Origin of the sequence: Campylobacter sp. RM12637, assembly GCF_020137645.1 — a bacterium.
Classification (GTDB): Bacteria; Campylobacterota; Campylobacteria; order Campylobacterales; family Campylobacteraceae; genus Campylobacter_E.
On record NZ_JACGAV010000026.1, the window covers coordinates 1 to 14,176 of the forward strand.

Consider the following 14,176-nt stretch of genomic DNA (forward strand, 5'->3'; position numbering starts at 1 on the left):
ATTAAAAGCCATAAAGTTTCATAGCTACTTCTGATTTTCTTCCACCGAGTAATGCAATTAATGCTCCACGAGTAAAGAAATTTGCCATCATTTGCTTTTTATCATCTGCAAAACTTTTTCTTGTGTCTTCTAATAACATATCTAAATCTCCATCATTTTCAACAAAATGTGAACTTACAACTTGTGTTACTGAATTAAAATTGATAAATCTACTTAAAAAACTAGCTGCTGACATTAATCTTTTGTTTTTTACCATCTTATCCATAATCTCATCAACTAAAAGCACTAACTCATCGCTAATATCGTCAGCTTTATACTCACTTGTATCTATGCCTAACTCTTCTCTTGTGTAAAATGCTTGAATAAACGCTAATGCAACTTCTTTTCTTTCTCTTGTCATAAATTCTCCTTTATATTTATTTTAACTGCTTGCTTTTTATTAAATACATGTTCTTAGCTAAGTCATTTTTACCTCCTTACTAAAAAATATAAAATTATGATGATTTTTCAACGCATCAATAATCTTTAAAAAGCTATTTTCGCTGTTGTTTTTTTAAATTCATTATTTCATTCTCTCACTCAAAACTTTTAAAAGTGTTACAATTTCTTGACTTAAATGCTCAATTCTTTCTAATTTCTTTTGATTTAAATACATTTGATAAATCAACATTCCGCCAAGCACTCCTGCGACCGTTAAATCTTGTATAGTCGCACCTTTTAAAATTAAATGCAACAACCCTTCTTCCATTATTTATCTCCTTCCACAAAATCTCTTATCGCTTTTAACTTAGCTTTGCAGTCTTTGTAAGCACTCACGCTATCTATCACAAATAAAGCAAAATCGCCGTTTGTTTTCATATTTCTATCCATATCCAAATTCTCGCATTCTAAAAAGTCTGTTGGCACTTGCTCTTTTACATACACTATTTTTTCACTGCAAGCTGTTAAAAATATCAAGAAAATAATCATCAAGCTTATCTTTGCTCTTCTCATTTTCACTTACCTTTTTTACTACAGATAAACGGATTTTTTGTTTATCTTGTAGTTTTTTATTTAGCTCATCTCTTGCTAAATTTGCTCTTTTTAGCTCATCATCTTTTGCTAAAATCACGGCATTTAGCTCAAATGCTTTAGTTTTTGCTTTATCTAAACTCGCTTTTAAATCACTTATATATAAATACATTAGCAAGATGATAACTCCTAAAATCGCATTTATTTTCATTAGCAAAACTCCACGCTAGTAATAAACCCACTAGCATTTATTGAATGCGTTATTTTTTCTATTTGAGTGTTTAAAGTCTTATTTTCAAGCACTATATCAAGCAATGCACCTGCATTCATAGCACGACCAAGCACCTTTAAAGAGCCTTTAAAACTAGCGTTTTTTTGAGTTTGTAGCTTAGAGTTTGCTAGTGTTAATGCTTCTTGTTTATTTTTTACAAAACTATTAATTCTTTTTACTGGTTCAGAGCTACCTGCACGCACCACAATATCTTTATTCTCTTTCGCATCAAAATAAGTTACTTCAACACTACCAGCACTAACTGCTGCTACGAACTCATAATCAAGCTCTATTAATTCGCCTTCTTGCAACTCATATTTAAGTCTTTTATTCTCTTTATTTGCATCGTGCAAAATCAAAGTATTGTTTTTAATACTCATATTTACACCTAGCTTATCACATTCACTACTTAAAAATGCTAAATCGCTTTGGTTATTTTGCTGATAGTTTTTAATCTCGTTTTTGCTAACCTGTGCTTTAAACTCCAAGCCGTTTTCTTTTGCTATACTACGTGCAACTTTTAAAAACTCGCTTTCTTTAAAAGTGCGATTTTTGACTTTTTTTGCACGGCTTAGATTTGCACTCACGCATTCTAGTTCATAAGATATTTTATGCTTAATTTTAATTTTGTTTATATAAAAAGCACCTAGCAAAACACCATCGCAAAAAACTTTTATAGTATCATTTAATCTTGGCTCAGGCGTGTTGTAGCTTAGCGTGATATTGCAAGTATCAGCCTGACCTTTTGCATAATCATTAATAGTAATATTTATAAAAGGCATTTGAGCCGTTTTATCAATATCATTATAAAACAATGTTATCTTTGGCTTATAAACTAGCTCCATAAAGTCTCCGTTTTTCTAGTTTCAACTTTAAGCTCTATTAGTTCTATTTGTTCGCCACCACGAAAATAAAGCGTGTTTAAATGCTTGTGATTAGCCCTTAAAAACTCTTGATAAAAGCTAGATGAATAATCATCTCTTTTATAATGTTTGGCATAAATCACGCTTAATTTTTCGCCTTGCTTTGCAATATAAATCATCTAAAAACCTTGTATTTTAAGTAGTGGTAAAATCTGCACGAGTTGTAAAATAAAGCCGATTTAAAATTGCTAACGCCTAATTCTTTCAATGCGATAAAAAATATATTGTCAGCTAAAATAAAGTCTTCATAGTTTTTATCGTTTTGATATGCTTTATCGCACAAGTAGTCGTGAATAACTACTGCCGATAAATACTCTGGAGAGTTTGGCGGATAAAAGCTCCACAATATTCTAGGTATGTTTGCCCCGTTGGTTTTGTAGCTTGATGGAATATCTACACGCCCAAATCCACACTCGTAAAAATAATCTTGCACTAACTCAAACTTATCTTTTTCGCAAGGCTTTAATACAACTCTATTCATAAACTAAACTCCACATTAATTGAGTTTAAATCTTCTTTAGTAGTTGTTTTTTTGATTTCATCTAGTGCTTTTTGTCTTTTGCCTATCAAAACAGCACTTATTTCAGCGTATTTATCAGCCTTTAAAAGAACTTTTTGTGCTAAATCATCTAAAGGCACTTCGCGACTAGTTGCAAGTGCTTTTAAAAATGGTGCTTTGCTTTCATCATTACTAGCTAGATACTCTCTAGCTTCACGCTCTTGCCTTTCAAAAGTAAGCCTTTCTTCATCAGGCGTTTTATCAAGACTACTCATTGCATTTTTAAAGCTAGCTTCTATTTCACTTAGTTTTTTCTCTTTAAGTTCGTTAAAGCTTAGCTCTATCATTTCAGGCTTATAAATAAACTCGCCGTTTTCGTAGAAATTCACTTTATTTTGCATTATTTTTGTAAAAGTTTCTTCGCTAACTTCTATGCCGTTTTCAAGCTTTCTCATATCAATATAATCAATAAAGCCGCTTTCTTTTAAAACAACGCTGTAAACTTTCTCATCAGTGTAATAATCGTTAAAATCATCTTGTATTAAATTGTTTAATTCTTCCATATTAAAGTCCTATTGCTATAAAATTAAAATTAAGTTTTTCTCTTTCAAATGGTTGTCCTACTGCAGGAACTGTGTGCATATCTTTTTGTGAATCTCTATTTCTATATATTCTGTGAAAATTATTTAGTGTTTGACCAGAACAAAAAGCACCTTTGTAACTAGCACCAATTAAAAAGAATCCGTTGATAGGTAAAGTAAAACTATAAAATACTTCATAATGACCCATATTTAAATGATTTTGATATCTATCAGCTCCTACAACAGGAACAATAGGAACATTTCTTAAAATTAAAATTTTTAAACCATTAAGTTCAAATAATTTACCATAAGGGACATCTTTTTGAATTAAAGCTCCTTCGCTAGTAGTCCTATCAAAAAATATCCCGTGCTTATAGAGTGTGTTCGGCTCTAAATTACATTTTTTAGGAGAATTAACAAAACTTCCGTTAGGGTGTGCTTCATACATAGCAAATCCTCCCCAATCTACTAAGAAACATTCTAATTTAATGTTTTTAAAAATCTCTCTATATGAATTTAGTTTTGTATTTCTTAGGCTTACAATTGCACGATTTGAAGTATCGTAAGTGTTAGATATTGCATTTAAATTAGCGTTTTCTGAAAAATAAAGACAAGTTTCAATAGTATTTGTAAAAGTGCAACTTCTAACATCTGCAAAACCATTATAAGAGATTATTCCGTAAGTTGAATTATTTACACTACATTCACAAAATCTAAGCGAACCATTGTGGCTTATTTGAATTAACCTTTGTGGTTTATTTGTAAAATCAAATTTACATCTATAAAATAAGCAAGATTTAGAATGAAAAAATCTAAAAACTACAAAATTCGCACTTGCTTCGTGGGCGAACTCACATTTAATTACTGCATTATTTGAAGTAATTCTTATATGTGCTAAATCTACATTATCAAATGTAAGCTGCTCGTTTAAAACAAAATTAGGTAAAAGCGTAATAACACAATCTCCTACATTTGCTCTTGCTTTTTTGTAACACATTAACGCCTTAAACGCGTCGCTTAGTTTCGCATAGGTTCCACCGGTGCCTACGCTTACATTAATAGGCGTATCATAGACTTTTACATAATCATTCTCAACTGCTTTAATTCTTACTTCTAAATTACTTTTAGCTTTTGCTAAGTCTGTATTGTTCGCTTTTTCATTTAGTTTTGTGTTTATCTCATCTTTTGTAAACACTTCAGTTTTATTTGCTTTCTTAGTGCTTAAATCATTACAATAGCTTTCTGCTTTTATAAGTCTTTTGCTTAACTCTTCTCCTTTTTGATTTAAATAATAATCATCTAATGAAGATTTATCAGCTTTATTTATTTCAAGTGTTTTTATCTTCTCATCTTGTGCTTTTTGAGAAGCATTAAAATGTGCTAGTGTAGGATAAACAATAGTTTCATCTATTTTTATACTTAATTCACTTGCGTGTTTAAGCTCCATTGCTAACTTATAATGAAACAATGAAGCGTTTGTATTGTTTACTGCACTTTGTACAAATGTTCTGTTTATTTTAGTGAAGCATAAAAGCTCTCCATTTTTTGCAACAAATCCAACGCAATTTATGAAAAAATCTTGTGCTGTATCGTTTTTTAATACCGCTTCAAGGATTATTTTTGAGTTATCAAATTCATCTATTCTTACGCTTGTTGGAAGATTTTCATATTTGATATTTGTTAAAGACGCTGTGTTTTCATCTAGTGTATCTAAATTATAATCAGCATAAACAACCTTTGATATAAATAAATCAAGCTTATTTATAATTGCGTGTGTTATTAGCTTTTTACCTGCATTCGTAATTATTGTCATAGTTCTTTAAACTCCTTTATTTGCATAACTGCCTTTATCTTAAGTGGTGTTTCGTGTATTGTGATAAGTTCTATGTTTTCACATACGCTTCTTACGTTTTTATATTTATTTATGTATTCGCTAAGCTTTAGTATGTTTTCGCTAGTTGTGTTTTCGCTAATCTCAACCACTGCTTTAAAAGTGTAAGGCTTATCTAAATTAACAACTTTACAATCAGCAAAAACCCCACGAAGCATAGTTTTAAAATAGCTCGCAGTCCCTTCGCTTTGATTTAGTAAAAGCGGCGTTTTTAGCTCTTGATGATGTCCCCATTGCGATGATAAAACTTTTGTATTTTTTACATTTGGCTTATAAAAATGCTCGGTATTTATAGAATATGCATTATCAAGCACTTCTAAAATAGAGTTTTTGTAATTTTCTAAAGATTTTGAATAAATACTTAAATCCATTTTTCAATCCTTAATGAATTTAGCTTTAAAATGCTATTTTTATCTATCGTTTGAAGTGGAGTTGTGATACTTATATCACTTATATTCTCATCATTGCATAAACTTATGATTTTACTCACGCTTACATTTTCACTAATATCAAGCTTTTTATAAAAATCTTTTATGATATAATCAATCTTTGCTAAGTTCTCGGCAAATAAAAAATCATCTTTTACTTTGATTTTTATTAGCAAATCTTGTGCTATTTCTTGGCATTTAATTAAATTGATTTTATCTGTTAATGGCACTTTGTTTTCAAGGGCCTTTAAGATTTGTGGCTCTATATTTTCAGCTTGAGTGTAATAACAAATGAAGACCTGTCCTGGCTTTGTGTTATCATCATATACTTTAGCTTTTAATACAGCTTTAGTTGATAAGACATAAAATAAATAGCTTTCAGCACTTCCTGCCGTGCTAAATCTATGAAGTGCTAGTTTAAAGCGTTCTTTTAGCTCTTCATCGCTTTCAGTATAGCTATCGTTTTGCCATTCTGTTATTTGCTCTATTTTTTCAATGTAGATATTTTGAGTTTCAAGCATTGATATTTTCATATCTAAAAACTCGTTATTTTCTATCTCGCATAGCTCTATAATCTCATCTTTTACATATACGTCATTTAGCAAATACGCATAATGACCTTTGCCATCGCTAAGCTTTGCGTTCTTAGGTATAAATGTAGGGCTATTTGCTGTGATTTTGATTTTACTTGTTGCATTGTTTGCGTGTTTTCTAGTTAGTCCTACAAGTGCTACTAATTCATCTAAAAATGTATCGCGTGAATATGCTAAATAGTTTTGCATAGCTATATTTGTGATATATTCGTGCTTTGTCTTAAACCACTCTAAAAAGCAATCAGTTAAAATCATAATATCATCATTTATTAGTGGCTTATAATCGCTTTGATTTGCTTTGTTTTTATAATTTTCTATAATTTCGTTTCTAGCTTTATCAATATCAAATGGAGCGAAAAATACATCATTATAATTCATAAACGACACGCTCCTTGCTCTCAATTACTTCGTAATCAATAAGCACATTTGTTCCGTTTAGGGCTAATTTTTTAATGATAATGCGTGGCTCAAGTAGTTTTATTTGCTCTGCTAAAGTCTTTAAATATACGTGAGTGTTAGCATGTGTTAGCTCCTTATCAATCAAGCTATCACAGCCCAAGAACGGGCGTAATGCGTGGCTAAACTTACGCTTCTTTATAATTCTAGTTAAATTATCATCTATGCTTATCTTATACATAGATGAAGTTTAAAAAATAAAAGGTTTCTAAAAGTATGACAATAGAAACTATTTTGTATTATTTCCCGAAATAGCAACAAGTATTATTAAAATAATAAATACCCAAGTAAAATAAAAATAAAAACCACGCTTTTTCTTGCCAGTAGTTATAAACAATACGATTTCTGAGTATTTTTGCATTACATATTTCTTTTGCTTATCATTTAATTTACTTATATCTATTTCTAATATATCTTTTTTATTATTATCAAAACTATTTTTTATATTTTGTTTCATTTCGTATTCTTTAATGACTTTTTCTACATTCTTGCTATCAAAAAACGCATCAGGTATTTTAAAATCTTTATAATATTCAGCATATTTATCTATGTTATCGCTATCTAAATGACTTAAATCTATTTCATCTAATACGCTATATTTTCTCTCGTTTTTTGGTGTAGTTTTGCTATATTCATACCAAGCTTTACAAAAAACCGCTTCAGTTGCTATCTCATCAGGTATATATTTAAATAAGTGCGGACTTTTGCAAAGCTAATCATATATTATTTGTAAGTGATTTTTAAACGCTTTTTCAGGCACTTCATAAAATCCACTAAAAAAACCTACAAGCAATCAATGCTCTAAACATTTCTTCGCTTGATTTTACTTCATCTGATAATTTTTTATATTGTTTCTATCTTCAATAAATAGTGTTGCTAACTGTTCATAAGTCATATACTATCTTTTTTTTATTCAAAGATAGCTAAAATATTCTTAATTTATCTTTTTAATTTGCAAATTTGATGAAATCCCAAAACACGACCAATAATACTAAAGTTATCAACATTATCTATTAGTCTTGGTGGATATTTTGGATTATCACTTAGTAACATTATTTGAGGTTTCATAATAAGTCTTTTTATCAAAATTTCTTCATCATCACGCACTACATAAACTACACCTTCTTTCACTTGCTCTCCCTTATATTCACTAAAAATAGCCATCGCATCTTCAGGAATTGTAGGCGTCATAGAATCGCCTTCTACTTTAATCATATGAATATCTTTACAAGACCATATATTTAGTGCTTTTCTTAATTCTTGTTTTGCAAATGGTACTATTGTAGGCTCACACTCTTCAAAACACTGCACGCCTGTTCCTGCACTTGCTTTCGTAGTTTCATAATATTTAATCATTGCAAAATCATCATTATAAGATGTATCTCCTAAAACTATATCGTTTAAATCTTTATTAATTAACTCCAACACTGGCTTTAAATAAGTTTCAGATATTGTTTCAGGTGCGTTGTTGCCTTGCCATCTTTCTACTGTAGAAATCTTAACATCACACCCATTATCATTTAGTAGTTCGGTAAATTCTTTGTTTGTTAGCCCTTTTTCTACTTTGTAGTCTTTTATATATATTTTTAATTTTTCAATATCTACTTTTAAATTCGCTCCTGTAACTTTTGCCATTCCTAAATCTCCTTAATAAATTCATATTTTCTTAATTAAATATACAAAATAATAACAAAAAAATCAGATTTTTGCAAATATTAAGTAAAAATTAAGAAATAACTATTATTATTCTTCATAATTTATTAAGATTATTATTAGAATATTCATAATCTTAATAAAAAATACAATTAAAGGAGAAAAGTGTGTCAGATAAAGATTTTGAAATTTTACAAAATAAATTAAAAGTGCAAGATACAGCTATTAAACATTTAATAAGAGCAATTGAGCCAAAAGATTTAGAAAAAACAAAGCATAGAGATTTTGCATTAGCTCTTATTTTAAATGAGATTGAACCAACTGCAGACATTGATGAATATTTTGATAAACAATGTAAAGAAAGGTATTTAAAAAATGCGTGATTTTTATTTAACAGACATAGCAAGATTTAATCTTACTAACTTTTGTAGTGGCTTTAGGGATAAAAGCCGTGATGATTGTAGATTTTATCGCAATAAAGAAGGGGTTGAGTTTTCTAGTTCAACTCACCACGTTGTTGATAATTCAATTATTAGAACTAGAAAATACAGAATTGATTGTGGAGATTTAGATGAGTGAGATTATAAAAGTATTAAGCACTATTCAGCAAAAGATAAAAGCGAAAAAAGATGCCAAAAATAAGTTTGCAAAATACGAATATAGAACAATAGAAAGCATTTTAGAAAATTACAAAAAGGCAAGCGAAGGATTAGAAACAACCCTTACATTTAGCGAAAAATTTTTAGGTGATTTTGATAATAAAATCATATTAGAAGCAACAGCTATTTTACGAAAAACAAACGAGAGTATTAGCTCTAATGCTATCGTGGAGATTGATTATAACCACAAAGGAATGAGTAAAGAGCAAATTTGGGGAACAGCTTCAACATATGCTAAAAAAAGAGCCGTTTCATCTTTATTATGTCTTGATGATAGCGAAGATGATCCTGATAGTTTAGATAATGGCGAAAATCCGAATTTAAATTCTTTAGTTGATGAAATCAAAAACCTAGCAAAAATAAAAAATGTAGCAATAGAACAAATACTAAAGTGCGAAAAACTTAAAAGCTTAGAAAATGCAAAACCTGAGCAATTACACAAAATATTAGATAATTTAAGGAGTTAATATGAAAATAATTAATTTAGAGCAAAATACACAAGAATGGTTAGATTATCGCAAAGATAAGTTTAGTGCGAGTATTACACCTGTGCTTTTTGGTGTGGGTTATCACAAAGCCTATCAAGAAGCATATTATAGATATGGTGGTGGAAAGCGTCCTGATATTTCAAGCATACCTGCAGTTGAGCTTGGCGTAGAATATGAGCCAAAAGTTAGAGATTTTATAAATGTTAGTTTGAAGCGTAATTTTAAGCCTTTAGTGTGCGAAGACGAACACGACGGACGCTTTATCGCTAGTCTTGATGGGTACGACAACGGCGAGATATTAGAAATTAAGGTGAGTGAATTAGGGCTAATCGCTTATAGAAACTCAAACGAAGTGCCATTAAGATATATGTATCAAATACAGCATCAAATGATGGTAAGCGTAGCTAAAAAAGCACTTTTAGCTATCGCATATCCAAAATACGATGGCACACTTGATATTGAACTTATAAACATAGAGCCTGATTTAGCAATGCAAGATGAGATTAAAAGCAAATGGCTAGAGTTTGAAAGCACTTATAGATACAAAAATATTGATTATCAAGCACTAATAAAAACAGATGAATTATGCGAAGTGCAAAAGCAATTAAAAGCATTAGGAGAGCGTGAAAAAGAGCTTAAAAGCTATTTTTATCAGTTTGATGATAGCACGATTTACGAAACGCCTACAGCAAAGCTAACTTATAGCATAAGCACGAGAGAAACAATTGATTATAAAGCGATAGTTGAGCGTAACGGATATGAGATTTTAGAAAGTGATAAAAAGACTAGCGAAACAAGAACAATAAGAATTAAGGAGATAGCGTGAATAAGACAATCATCATAGGAAGATTAATAAAAGATATAGAGCTAAAAACTTCAAGCAGCACAGGCACAGCGATAGTAAATAACACTATCGCAACAAGTCGTATTAGAAATAATCAAAACGGCGAGAGAATAGAAGAAACATTGTTTTTAGACATAGTAGCATTTAATCGCACGGCTGAAGTAATGAACCAATACTTACATAAAGGCTCAAAACTAGCAGTTGAAGGATATTTACAACGGCAAACATGGGTAGACAATCAAACAGGGCAGAATAGAAGTAAAATTGTATTGATTATAGAAAATATGGAGATGCTAGATAATAAGCAAGATAATCAAAATAACAATCAAGGTGGTTATCAAAATAACTATCAGCAACCAAGACAAAATAATTATCAAAACAATAATTATCAGCAACAACCAAGACAAAATCAAGCTAATAATTATTAACAGCCACAGCAGAATTACCAAAACAACAATTACCAACAAGGTGGAGCTGATGAATTGCCTTGGTAATGTAAGAAATATGATTATCTTTTGCTTAGAAATAAGCATTAGAGAGCTTTTTATAAAGCGTTTTGGCTTAGCAAGATATAACGAAAACTTAGGCACTAGTTACACAACTAGTAGCCTAAACAAACTAAGAGATAAAGAATTAAAGATTTTAAGGAGTTTAAGATGAGAGAAATAGTAAAACTAATTAATAAAAAAGATTTAGAAGAAATAATAGAATTAGAATTAAAAATTAATAACTTTTATAAGTATAGTAATTTATTCAGTGTTGCTTTATTAGTTGACGGTTGCGTTTTCTTGCATATAAAAAATGAAGAAATAAGAAAAAAACTAGGAACTAATTATATAAATAACTTTATTTTTTATATTGATTTGAACTATGCAACAATTGACACAAATTTTACAAGCTATAACGAAGCTATTAACATTCAAAAAACCATCGAGCTAGAAAAGCATTGTACTTCAAAAGACATAGCAAAATATATAGAGCAAATCATTGATGAATACAACAAAGAGCAAGATTATATTACTTTTGTTTGGGGAGATGAAGAATGAAACTACATCCATTACTAAATCCAAAAAGCCCCCACTACGGAAGTGGTAAGGACGCAACCATTTATAAAATGTATGATAAGTATAAGCAAAAAGATTTATTAGCTTGGTGCAGAATTAATACTGCAAAATACAAAGCAAGAAAAGGCAAAAAGCAAGGCGAAAGCGAACAGGACAATCAAGAAAAATACGAGAGCTTTTATTACACAGCTTTGCTTATTGATTGTGCGAAGTTACTGAATAATCAATTAGCTTATCGTATTTTAGCTGGGAAAGTGACAGAAGAATCGCTTAAAACGAAGCTAGAGTATTTACAAAATAAAGATTTTCATTCAGTAGATGATAGATGTATGCTTGAAATTTTAGAGTATATGGCAAGGGGTTAAAATGAAACTAAAAGAAAACCAATTGTTTTTATCATCAGCGAAAGCTAGAGAGCTTATGGGTGTGACTTTTCATACTCTTGAGCGTTGGATAAAAGCAAAAAAAATAAATCATATAAGATTTAGTGATTTTCAAGATGTGTTTTTTTCAATTGATGATATTTATTTATTTTGTTGTATCAAAAATAATAAAAGCAAATCAAAATCAAATCTTTTACATAGACAAAACAAGGTTTCAATAGAACAAGTGCAAAACATTTTAACAGTTAATAATTTATGCGAACTTTTAGGAGTAAGTCGTGCTTTTATAGACAAAAGAATAAGCGAAAATGCCCTAAAAAACGCAAAACTAAACGATAACAAAACGAACTTTTTTAACAAAAATGAGATTTTTGTATGTATAAATTCACTGTAAGGAAAAACGCAAAATAGAAATTAATACAAATTGCTTGCGAGTTTATGAAATTAATTAGCCTAGAGTACAAATTACAAAATAACCAAATAAATACTATAATTAAAATGTTTCAGCCTTATGTCTTAGTCGCCCTATCTTTTAGGTAGTCGATATCCCCCATCTTTTATGCGTGGTGTTAAAAGCTTTTATGATATTTTAATGATATGATAACACCAACGAGCTACAAAGCTTACGCCCTTAATGGGTTCTCACGCTAATTCGTGAGATAATTTCTTTATTAACCACCATATATTATAATACTCTCATACTTCACGAGATGAAGACAGGTCGACAACGGCTACCCGGACTTAGTATCCGGGGTAATTTAAAATAATTCGTTTTTTGCAATTTCTTTAATGTTTAAAAAATCATCGCCATTTATTTTTATATTGGAATTATTTATAACTCTTTTATTATCATAAATTCTAATTTGAGATATTAAAGCAGATTGTAAAACTCCATTTTTATCAGCAAATACGAACCTTAATTTATCATTTATGTAAGTTTTTGAGCTTAACGGCACACCTAAAAATGCCTTTTTGCCACTAATAAATAAAGTTTTTATAACCAACACAGGACGCACAAAATCACAACCTTTACCATAAATCTCACAACCTATATTTTTACCAACGCTAACCCAATAAACCTTGCCTACCTTAACAATTTTTGTTTTTTCTTTATTATTAATCGCCTTTTTTACTTCATTCCACTCATCGTAATTCATAGAAAATCCTTGATATATTTTTCTAAATAATCTCCCCACCATTGCATTAATTCCCTTTTAGCTTCTAGCTTGTGGCTTCTATCATATATACCACGAACTCCTCCTACCGTGTGAGCTAAACAAAGTTCTATAATTTCGCTTGAATAATTATTATCGTTAGCTATCGTACTAAACATTGCACGAAATCCGTGGGGTGTGAATTCATCATTTGTAATGCCACCACGGCGTAAAATCATTCTTAAAGTATTATCACTGATGTAGGGATTAATTTTCGTTAAATTAATTGCAGGAAATACCCACTCGCTAGAATTACCTAAAAAAGCTTTAATAGATTTTAAGATTTTTAATGCTTGAGAGTTTAAGGGCAAGTAAAAAGGCTTTTTGATTTTCATTTGTTCGCTTGGTATTGCTAAAACACCATCATCAAAATTAATCCATTCCCAACGCATTGCCCTAATGTTTTGCGTTCTTAGAGCAGTTAGAGATTGTAAAATTAAAGCGTATTTATATAATTGATTAGTATTAGAATTTTTAATTACATTAAAAAGCCTTGTTAGGTCCTGTGATTTCGTGAATGTTGGATGGTTTTTGTTTTCTATCTTACCAAGTAAAATGCTAGGTCTAACTCTTGCAAGTGGAGAGTGTAAATTCTCACCACTGCAAATAGCAAACTCGTATAATTGATTGATTAACGAAAAAGCACGGCGTGGTTTTTCTTGTGTGCTGTCAGTTTTTATGCATTCTATAATTGCTGAAGTTTTGATTTCGTGTGGTTTTTCGTGTTTGATTTCATCAAATAGCTTAAAAGCATTAATATATCTTTCGTATGTTCTGTGTGCGATTATTTTTTCTTTATTCTTTAAAAATTGCCAAAACAATTTATCAAGTGTTTTAAATTTATATTTTTGACTTTCCACAAGCGTGCTTATTAGTTTATTATAATCACTTATCGCATCATCTACACCATAGTTGACACTAAATTTATTTAGTTTGATTACACTATCTTTGTTGTTTTCATTTTTTATTCTTGCGTAAAAAGTTTTACTATTATTAGTGCCTACATAAATATAGACATTCGGATAAACACAAACTCTATAACGCTTGCTTTTTGCTTTTAGTGATACGATTTGTTTATTTGTCATTTTATTCCTTAATTAAAAGTGTTACCTAAAGTGTTGCCAAAAAATATAACAAAATTAAACAAATATATAAACTAAAAACACAAATATAAAAAATCCTAAATCAAGCTAAAAAGCTTATTTTCAAGATTGTATG

The 14,176-nt window shown here is 29.9% G+C and carries 25 protein-coding genes; 9 read left to right on the forward strand and 16 right to left on the reverse strand.

Features of this window, described 5'->3' with window-relative positions:
• Nucleotide 1: 1 nt before the first annotated feature.
• The 14 genes from AVBRAN12637_RS09170 to AVBRAN12637_RS09235 all read right to left on the reverse strand — a co-directional run bounded on the left by AVBRAN12637_RS09170 (nt 2) and on the right by AVBRAN12637_RS09235 (nt 8,288).
• The gene (locus AVBRAN12637_RS09170) at nt 2-400 is read right to left on the reverse strand and encodes a hypothetical protein (RefSeq protein WP_336615771.1); all 399 of its coding nucleotides are present in this window, start codon (nt 398-400) and stop codon (nt 2-4) included.
• A 162-nt stretch (nt 401-562) separates the two neighbouring features.
• Nucleotides 563-748 carry a hypothetical protein gene (locus AVBRAN12637_RS09175; protein ID WP_239818297.1) on the reverse strand — a complete coding sequence of 62 codons (186 nt, stop codon included), beginning with the start codon at nt 746-748 and terminating at the stop codon, nt 563-565.
• The gene (locus AVBRAN12637_RS09180) at nt 748-969 is read right to left on the reverse strand and encodes a hypothetical protein (RefSeq protein WP_336615772.1); all 222 of its coding nucleotides are present in this window, start codon (nt 967-969) and stop codon (nt 748-750) included. The genes AVBRAN12637_RS09175 and AVBRAN12637_RS09180 overlap by 1 nt, the downstream gene beginning before the upstream one ends.
• Nucleotides 932-1,222: a hypothetical protein gene (locus AVBRAN12637_RS09185; protein WP_336609856.1), complete on the reverse strand. Its 291-nt coding sequence runs from the start codon at nt 1,220-1,222 to the stop codon at nt 932-934. The genes AVBRAN12637_RS09180 and AVBRAN12637_RS09185 overlap by 38 nt, the downstream gene beginning before the upstream one ends.
• Nucleotides 1,222-2,127 carry a phage late control D family protein gene (locus AVBRAN12637_RS09190; RefSeq protein ID WP_336615773.1) on the reverse strand — a complete coding sequence of 302 codons (906 nt, stop codon included), beginning with the start codon at nt 2,125-2,127 and terminating at the stop codon, nt 1,222-1,224. Before AVBRAN12637_RS09190 ends, AVBRAN12637_RS09185 begins: the two co-directional genes overlap by 1 nt.
• The gene (locus AVBRAN12637_RS09195; protein ID WP_336615774.1) at nt 2,118-2,324 is read right to left on the reverse strand and encodes a hypothetical protein; all 207 of its coding nucleotides are present in this window, start codon (nt 2,322-2,324) and stop codon (nt 2,118-2,120) included. Before AVBRAN12637_RS09195 ends, AVBRAN12637_RS09190 begins: the two co-directional genes overlap by 10 nt.
• On the reverse strand, nt 2,321-2,686 hold the full coding sequence (locus tag AVBRAN12637_RS09200; protein ID WP_336615775.1) for a DUF1353 domain-containing protein: 366 nt from the start codon (nt 2,684-2,686) through the stop codon (nt 2,321-2,323). The genes AVBRAN12637_RS09195 and AVBRAN12637_RS09200 overlap by 4 nt, the downstream gene beginning before the upstream one ends.
• On the reverse strand, nt 2,683-3,267 hold the full coding sequence (locus AVBRAN12637_RS09205) for a hypothetical protein (RefSeq protein WP_336615776.1): 585 nt from the start codon (nt 3,265-3,267) through the stop codon (nt 2,683-2,685). The genes AVBRAN12637_RS09200 and AVBRAN12637_RS09205 overlap by 4 nt, the downstream gene beginning before the upstream one ends.
• A gap of 1 nt (nt 3,268) precedes the next feature.
• Nucleotides 3,269-5,098 (reverse strand): phage tail-collar fiber domain-containing protein, encoded by a 1,830-nt coding sequence (locus AVBRAN12637_RS09210; RefSeq protein ID WP_336615777.1) that lies wholly within the window; start codon nt 5,096-5,098, stop codon nt 3,269-3,271.
• Nucleotides 5,095-5,547, reverse strand: a complete 453-nt coding sequence (locus tag AVBRAN12637_RS09215) for a hypothetical protein (protein WP_214118638.1) — start codon at nt 5,545-5,547, stop codon at nt 5,095-5,097. The genes AVBRAN12637_RS09210 and AVBRAN12637_RS09215 overlap by 4 nt, the downstream gene beginning before the upstream one ends.
• Complete coding sequence (locus AVBRAN12637_RS09220; protein WP_336615778.1) at nt 5,538-6,575, reverse strand: baseplate J/gp47 family protein; 1,038 nt, start codon at nt 6,573-6,575, stop codon at nt 5,538-5,540. The genes AVBRAN12637_RS09215 and AVBRAN12637_RS09220 overlap by 10 nt, the downstream gene beginning before the upstream one ends.
• Nucleotides 6,565-6,834: a hypothetical protein gene (locus AVBRAN12637_RS09225; RefSeq protein ID WP_336615779.1), complete on the reverse strand. Its 270-nt coding sequence runs from the start codon at nt 6,832-6,834 to the stop codon at nt 6,565-6,567. Before AVBRAN12637_RS09225 ends, AVBRAN12637_RS09220 begins: the two co-directional genes overlap by 11 nt.
• 48 nt (nt 6,835-6,882) lie before the next feature.
• Nucleotides 6,883-7,110, reverse strand: a complete 228-nt coding sequence (locus tag AVBRAN12637_RS09230; protein WP_336615780.1) for a hypothetical protein — start codon at nt 7,108-7,110, stop codon at nt 6,883-6,885.
• 482 nt (nt 7,111-7,592) lie between these two features.
• The gene (locus tag AVBRAN12637_RS09235; RefSeq protein WP_336615781.1) at nt 7,593-8,288 is read right to left on the reverse strand and encodes a S24 family peptidase; all 696 of its coding nucleotides are present in this window, start codon (nt 8,286-8,288) and stop codon (nt 7,593-7,595) included.
• A 185-nt stretch (nt 8,289-8,473) separates the two neighbouring features.
• Here AVBRAN12637_RS09235 and AVBRAN12637_RS09240 point away from each other — a divergent pair, with 185 nt between their 5' ends.
• The 9 genes from AVBRAN12637_RS09240 to AVBRAN12637_RS09280 are packed head-to-tail and all read left to right on the forward strand — an operon-like array spanning nt 8,474 to nt 12,138.
• On the forward strand, nt 8,474-8,689 hold the full coding sequence (locus AVBRAN12637_RS09240) for a hypothetical protein (RefSeq protein WP_336609845.1): 216 nt from the start codon (nt 8,474-8,476) through the stop codon (nt 8,687-8,689).
• Nucleotides 8,682-8,885 carry a hypothetical protein gene (locus AVBRAN12637_RS09245; protein WP_214118649.1) on the forward strand — a complete coding sequence of 68 codons (204 nt, stop codon included), beginning with the start codon at nt 8,682-8,684 and terminating at the stop codon, nt 8,883-8,885. Before AVBRAN12637_RS09240 ends, AVBRAN12637_RS09245 begins: the two co-directional genes overlap by 8 nt.
• A complete protein-coding gene (locus AVBRAN12637_RS09250; RefSeq protein WP_336615782.1) occupies nt 8,878-9,432 on the forward strand; it encodes an ERF family protein in 555 nt (184 codons plus the stop codon). The genes AVBRAN12637_RS09245 and AVBRAN12637_RS09250 overlap by 8 nt, the downstream gene beginning before the upstream one ends.
• 1 nt (nt 9,433) lies before the next feature.
• Nucleotides 9,434-10,279, forward strand: a complete 846-nt coding sequence (locus AVBRAN12637_RS09255; RefSeq protein WP_336615783.1) for a lambda-exonuclease family protein — start codon at nt 9,434-9,436, stop codon at nt 10,277-10,279.
• Entirely contained in the window at nt 10,276-10,725 is a 450-nt protein-coding gene (locus AVBRAN12637_RS09260; protein ID WP_336615784.1) for a single-stranded DNA-binding protein, read from the forward strand. Before AVBRAN12637_RS09255 ends, AVBRAN12637_RS09260 begins: the two co-directional genes overlap by 4 nt.
• 49 nt (nt 10,726-10,774) lie before the next feature.
• A complete protein-coding gene (locus tag AVBRAN12637_RS09265) occupies nt 10,775-10,957 on the forward strand; it encodes a hypothetical protein (protein ID WP_336615785.1) in 183 nt (60 codons plus the stop codon).
• Nucleotides 10,954-11,343 (forward strand): hypothetical protein, encoded by a 390-nt coding sequence (locus AVBRAN12637_RS09270; RefSeq protein WP_336608972.1) that lies wholly within the window; start codon nt 10,954-10,956, stop codon nt 11,341-11,343. The genes AVBRAN12637_RS09265 and AVBRAN12637_RS09270 overlap by 4 nt, the downstream gene beginning before the upstream one ends.
• Entirely contained in the window at nt 11,340-11,726 is a 387-nt protein-coding gene (locus AVBRAN12637_RS09275) for a DUF3310 domain-containing protein (RefSeq protein WP_336608973.1), read from the forward strand. Before AVBRAN12637_RS09270 ends, AVBRAN12637_RS09275 begins: the two co-directional genes overlap by 4 nt.
• A gap of 1 nt (nt 11,727) precedes the next feature.
• The gene (locus AVBRAN12637_RS09280) at nt 11,728-12,138 is read left to right on the forward strand and encodes a hypothetical protein (RefSeq protein ID WP_336615786.1); all 411 of its coding nucleotides are present in this window, start codon (nt 11,728-11,730) and stop codon (nt 12,136-12,138) included.
• 364 nt (nt 12,139-12,502) lie between these two features.
• On the opposite strand, the gene AVBRAN12637_RS09285 is transcribed toward AVBRAN12637_RS09280, so the two are convergent.
• Nucleotides 12,503-12,901 (reverse strand): type II toxin-antitoxin system PemK/MazF family toxin, encoded by a 399-nt coding sequence (locus AVBRAN12637_RS09285; RefSeq protein WP_336615787.1) that lies wholly within the window; start codon nt 12,899-12,901, stop codon nt 12,503-12,505.
• On the reverse strand, nt 12,898-14,043 hold the full coding sequence (locus tag AVBRAN12637_RS09290) for a tyrosine-type recombinase/integrase (protein WP_336615788.1): 1,146 nt from the start codon (nt 14,041-14,043) through the stop codon (nt 12,898-12,900). Before AVBRAN12637_RS09290 ends, AVBRAN12637_RS09285 begins: the two co-directional genes overlap by 4 nt.
• Nucleotides 14,044-14,176 lie beyond the last annotated feature (133 nt).

What these genes read in the sequence shown, in the direction of transcription:
- AVBRAN12637_RS09225 (WP_336615779.1), bottom strand. Translation starts at nt 6,834, where the DNA reads ATGTATAAGATAAGCATAGATGATAATTTAACTAGAATTATAAAGAAG.
- AVBRAN12637_RS09215 (WP_214118638.1), bottom strand. Translation starts at nt 5,547, where the DNA reads ATGGATTTAAGTATTTATTCAAAATCTTTAGAAAATTACAAAAACTCT.
- AVBRAN12637_RS09230 (WP_336615780.1), bottom strand. Translation starts at nt 7,110, where the DNA reads ATGAAACAAAATATAAAAAATAGTTTTGATAATAATAAAAAAGATATA.
- AVBRAN12637_RS09270 (WP_336608972.1), top strand. Translation starts at nt 10,954, where the DNA reads ATGAGAGAAATAGTAAAACTAATTAATAAAAAAGATTTAGAAGAAATA.
- AVBRAN12637_RS09195 (WP_336615774.1), bottom strand. Translation starts at nt 2,324, where the DNA reads ATGATTTATATTGCAAAGCAAGGCGAAAAATTAAGCGTGATTTATGCC.
- AVBRAN12637_RS09265 (WP_336615785.1), top strand. Translation starts at nt 10,775, where the DNA reads ATGAATTGCCTTGGTAATGTAAGAAATATGATTATCTTTTGCTTAGAA.
- AVBRAN12637_RS09280 (WP_336615786.1), top strand. Translation starts at nt 11,728, where the DNA reads ATGAAACTAAAAGAAAACCAATTGTTTTTATCATCAGCGAAAGCTAGA.
- AVBRAN12637_RS09205 (WP_336615776.1), bottom strand. Translation starts at nt 3,267, where the DNA reads ATGGAAGAATTAAACAATTTAATACAAGATGATTTTAACGATTATTAC.
- AVBRAN12637_RS09200 (WP_336615775.1), bottom strand. Translation starts at nt 2,686, where the DNA reads ATGAATAGAGTTGTATTAAAGCCTTGCGAAAAAGATAAGTTTGAGTTA.
- AVBRAN12637_RS09170 (WP_336615771.1), bottom strand. Translation starts at nt 400, where the DNA reads ATGACAAGAGAAAGAAAAGAAGTTGCATTAGCGTTTATTCAAGCATTT.
- AVBRAN12637_RS09220 (WP_336615778.1), bottom strand. Translation starts at nt 6,575, where the DNA reads ATGAATTATAATGATGTATTTTTCGCTCCATTTGATATTGATAAAGCT.
- AVBRAN12637_RS09245 (WP_214118649.1), top strand. Translation starts at nt 8,682, where the DNA reads ATGCGTGATTTTTATTTAACAGACATAGCAAGATTTAATCTTACTAAC.
- AVBRAN12637_RS09210 (WP_336615777.1), bottom strand. Translation starts at nt 5,098, where the DNA reads ATGACAATAATTACGAATGCAGGTAAAAAGCTAATAACACACGCAATT.
- AVBRAN12637_RS09180 (WP_336615772.1), bottom strand. Translation starts at nt 969, where the DNA reads ATGATTATTTTCTTGATATTTTTAACAGCTTGCAGTGAAAAAATAGTG.
- AVBRAN12637_RS09175 (WP_239818297.1), bottom strand. Translation starts at nt 748, where the DNA reads ATGGAAGAAGGGTTGTTGCATTTAATTTTAAAAGGTGCGACTATACAA.
- AVBRAN12637_RS09290 (WP_336615788.1), bottom strand. Translation starts at nt 14,043, where the DNA reads ATGACAAATAAACAAATCGTATCACTAAAAGCAAAAAGCAAGCGTTAT.
- AVBRAN12637_RS09250 (WP_336615782.1), top strand. Translation starts at nt 8,878, where the DNA reads ATGAGTGAGATTATAAAAGTATTAAGCACTATTCAGCAAAAGATAAAA.
- AVBRAN12637_RS09255 (WP_336615783.1), top strand. Translation starts at nt 9,434, where the DNA reads ATGAAAATAATTAATTTAGAGCAAAATACACAAGAATGGTTAGATTAT.
- AVBRAN12637_RS09285 (WP_336615787.1), bottom strand. Translation starts at nt 12,901, where the DNA reads ATGAATTACGATGAGTGGAATGAAGTAAAAAAGGCGATTAATAATAAA.
- AVBRAN12637_RS09275 (WP_336608973.1), top strand. Translation starts at nt 11,340, where the DNA reads ATGAAACTACATCCATTACTAAATCCAAAAAGCCCCCACTACGGAAGT.
- AVBRAN12637_RS09190 (WP_336615773.1), bottom strand. Translation starts at nt 2,127, where the DNA reads ATGGAGCTAGTTTATAAGCCAAAGATAACATTGTTTTATAATGATATT.
- AVBRAN12637_RS09185 (WP_336609856.1), bottom strand. Translation starts at nt 1,222, where the DNA reads ATGAAAATAAATGCGATTTTAGGAGTTATCATCTTGCTAATGTATTTA.
- AVBRAN12637_RS09235 (WP_336615781.1), bottom strand. Translation starts at nt 8,288, where the DNA reads ATGGCAAAAGTTACAGGAGCGAATTTAAAAGTAGATATTGAAAAATTA.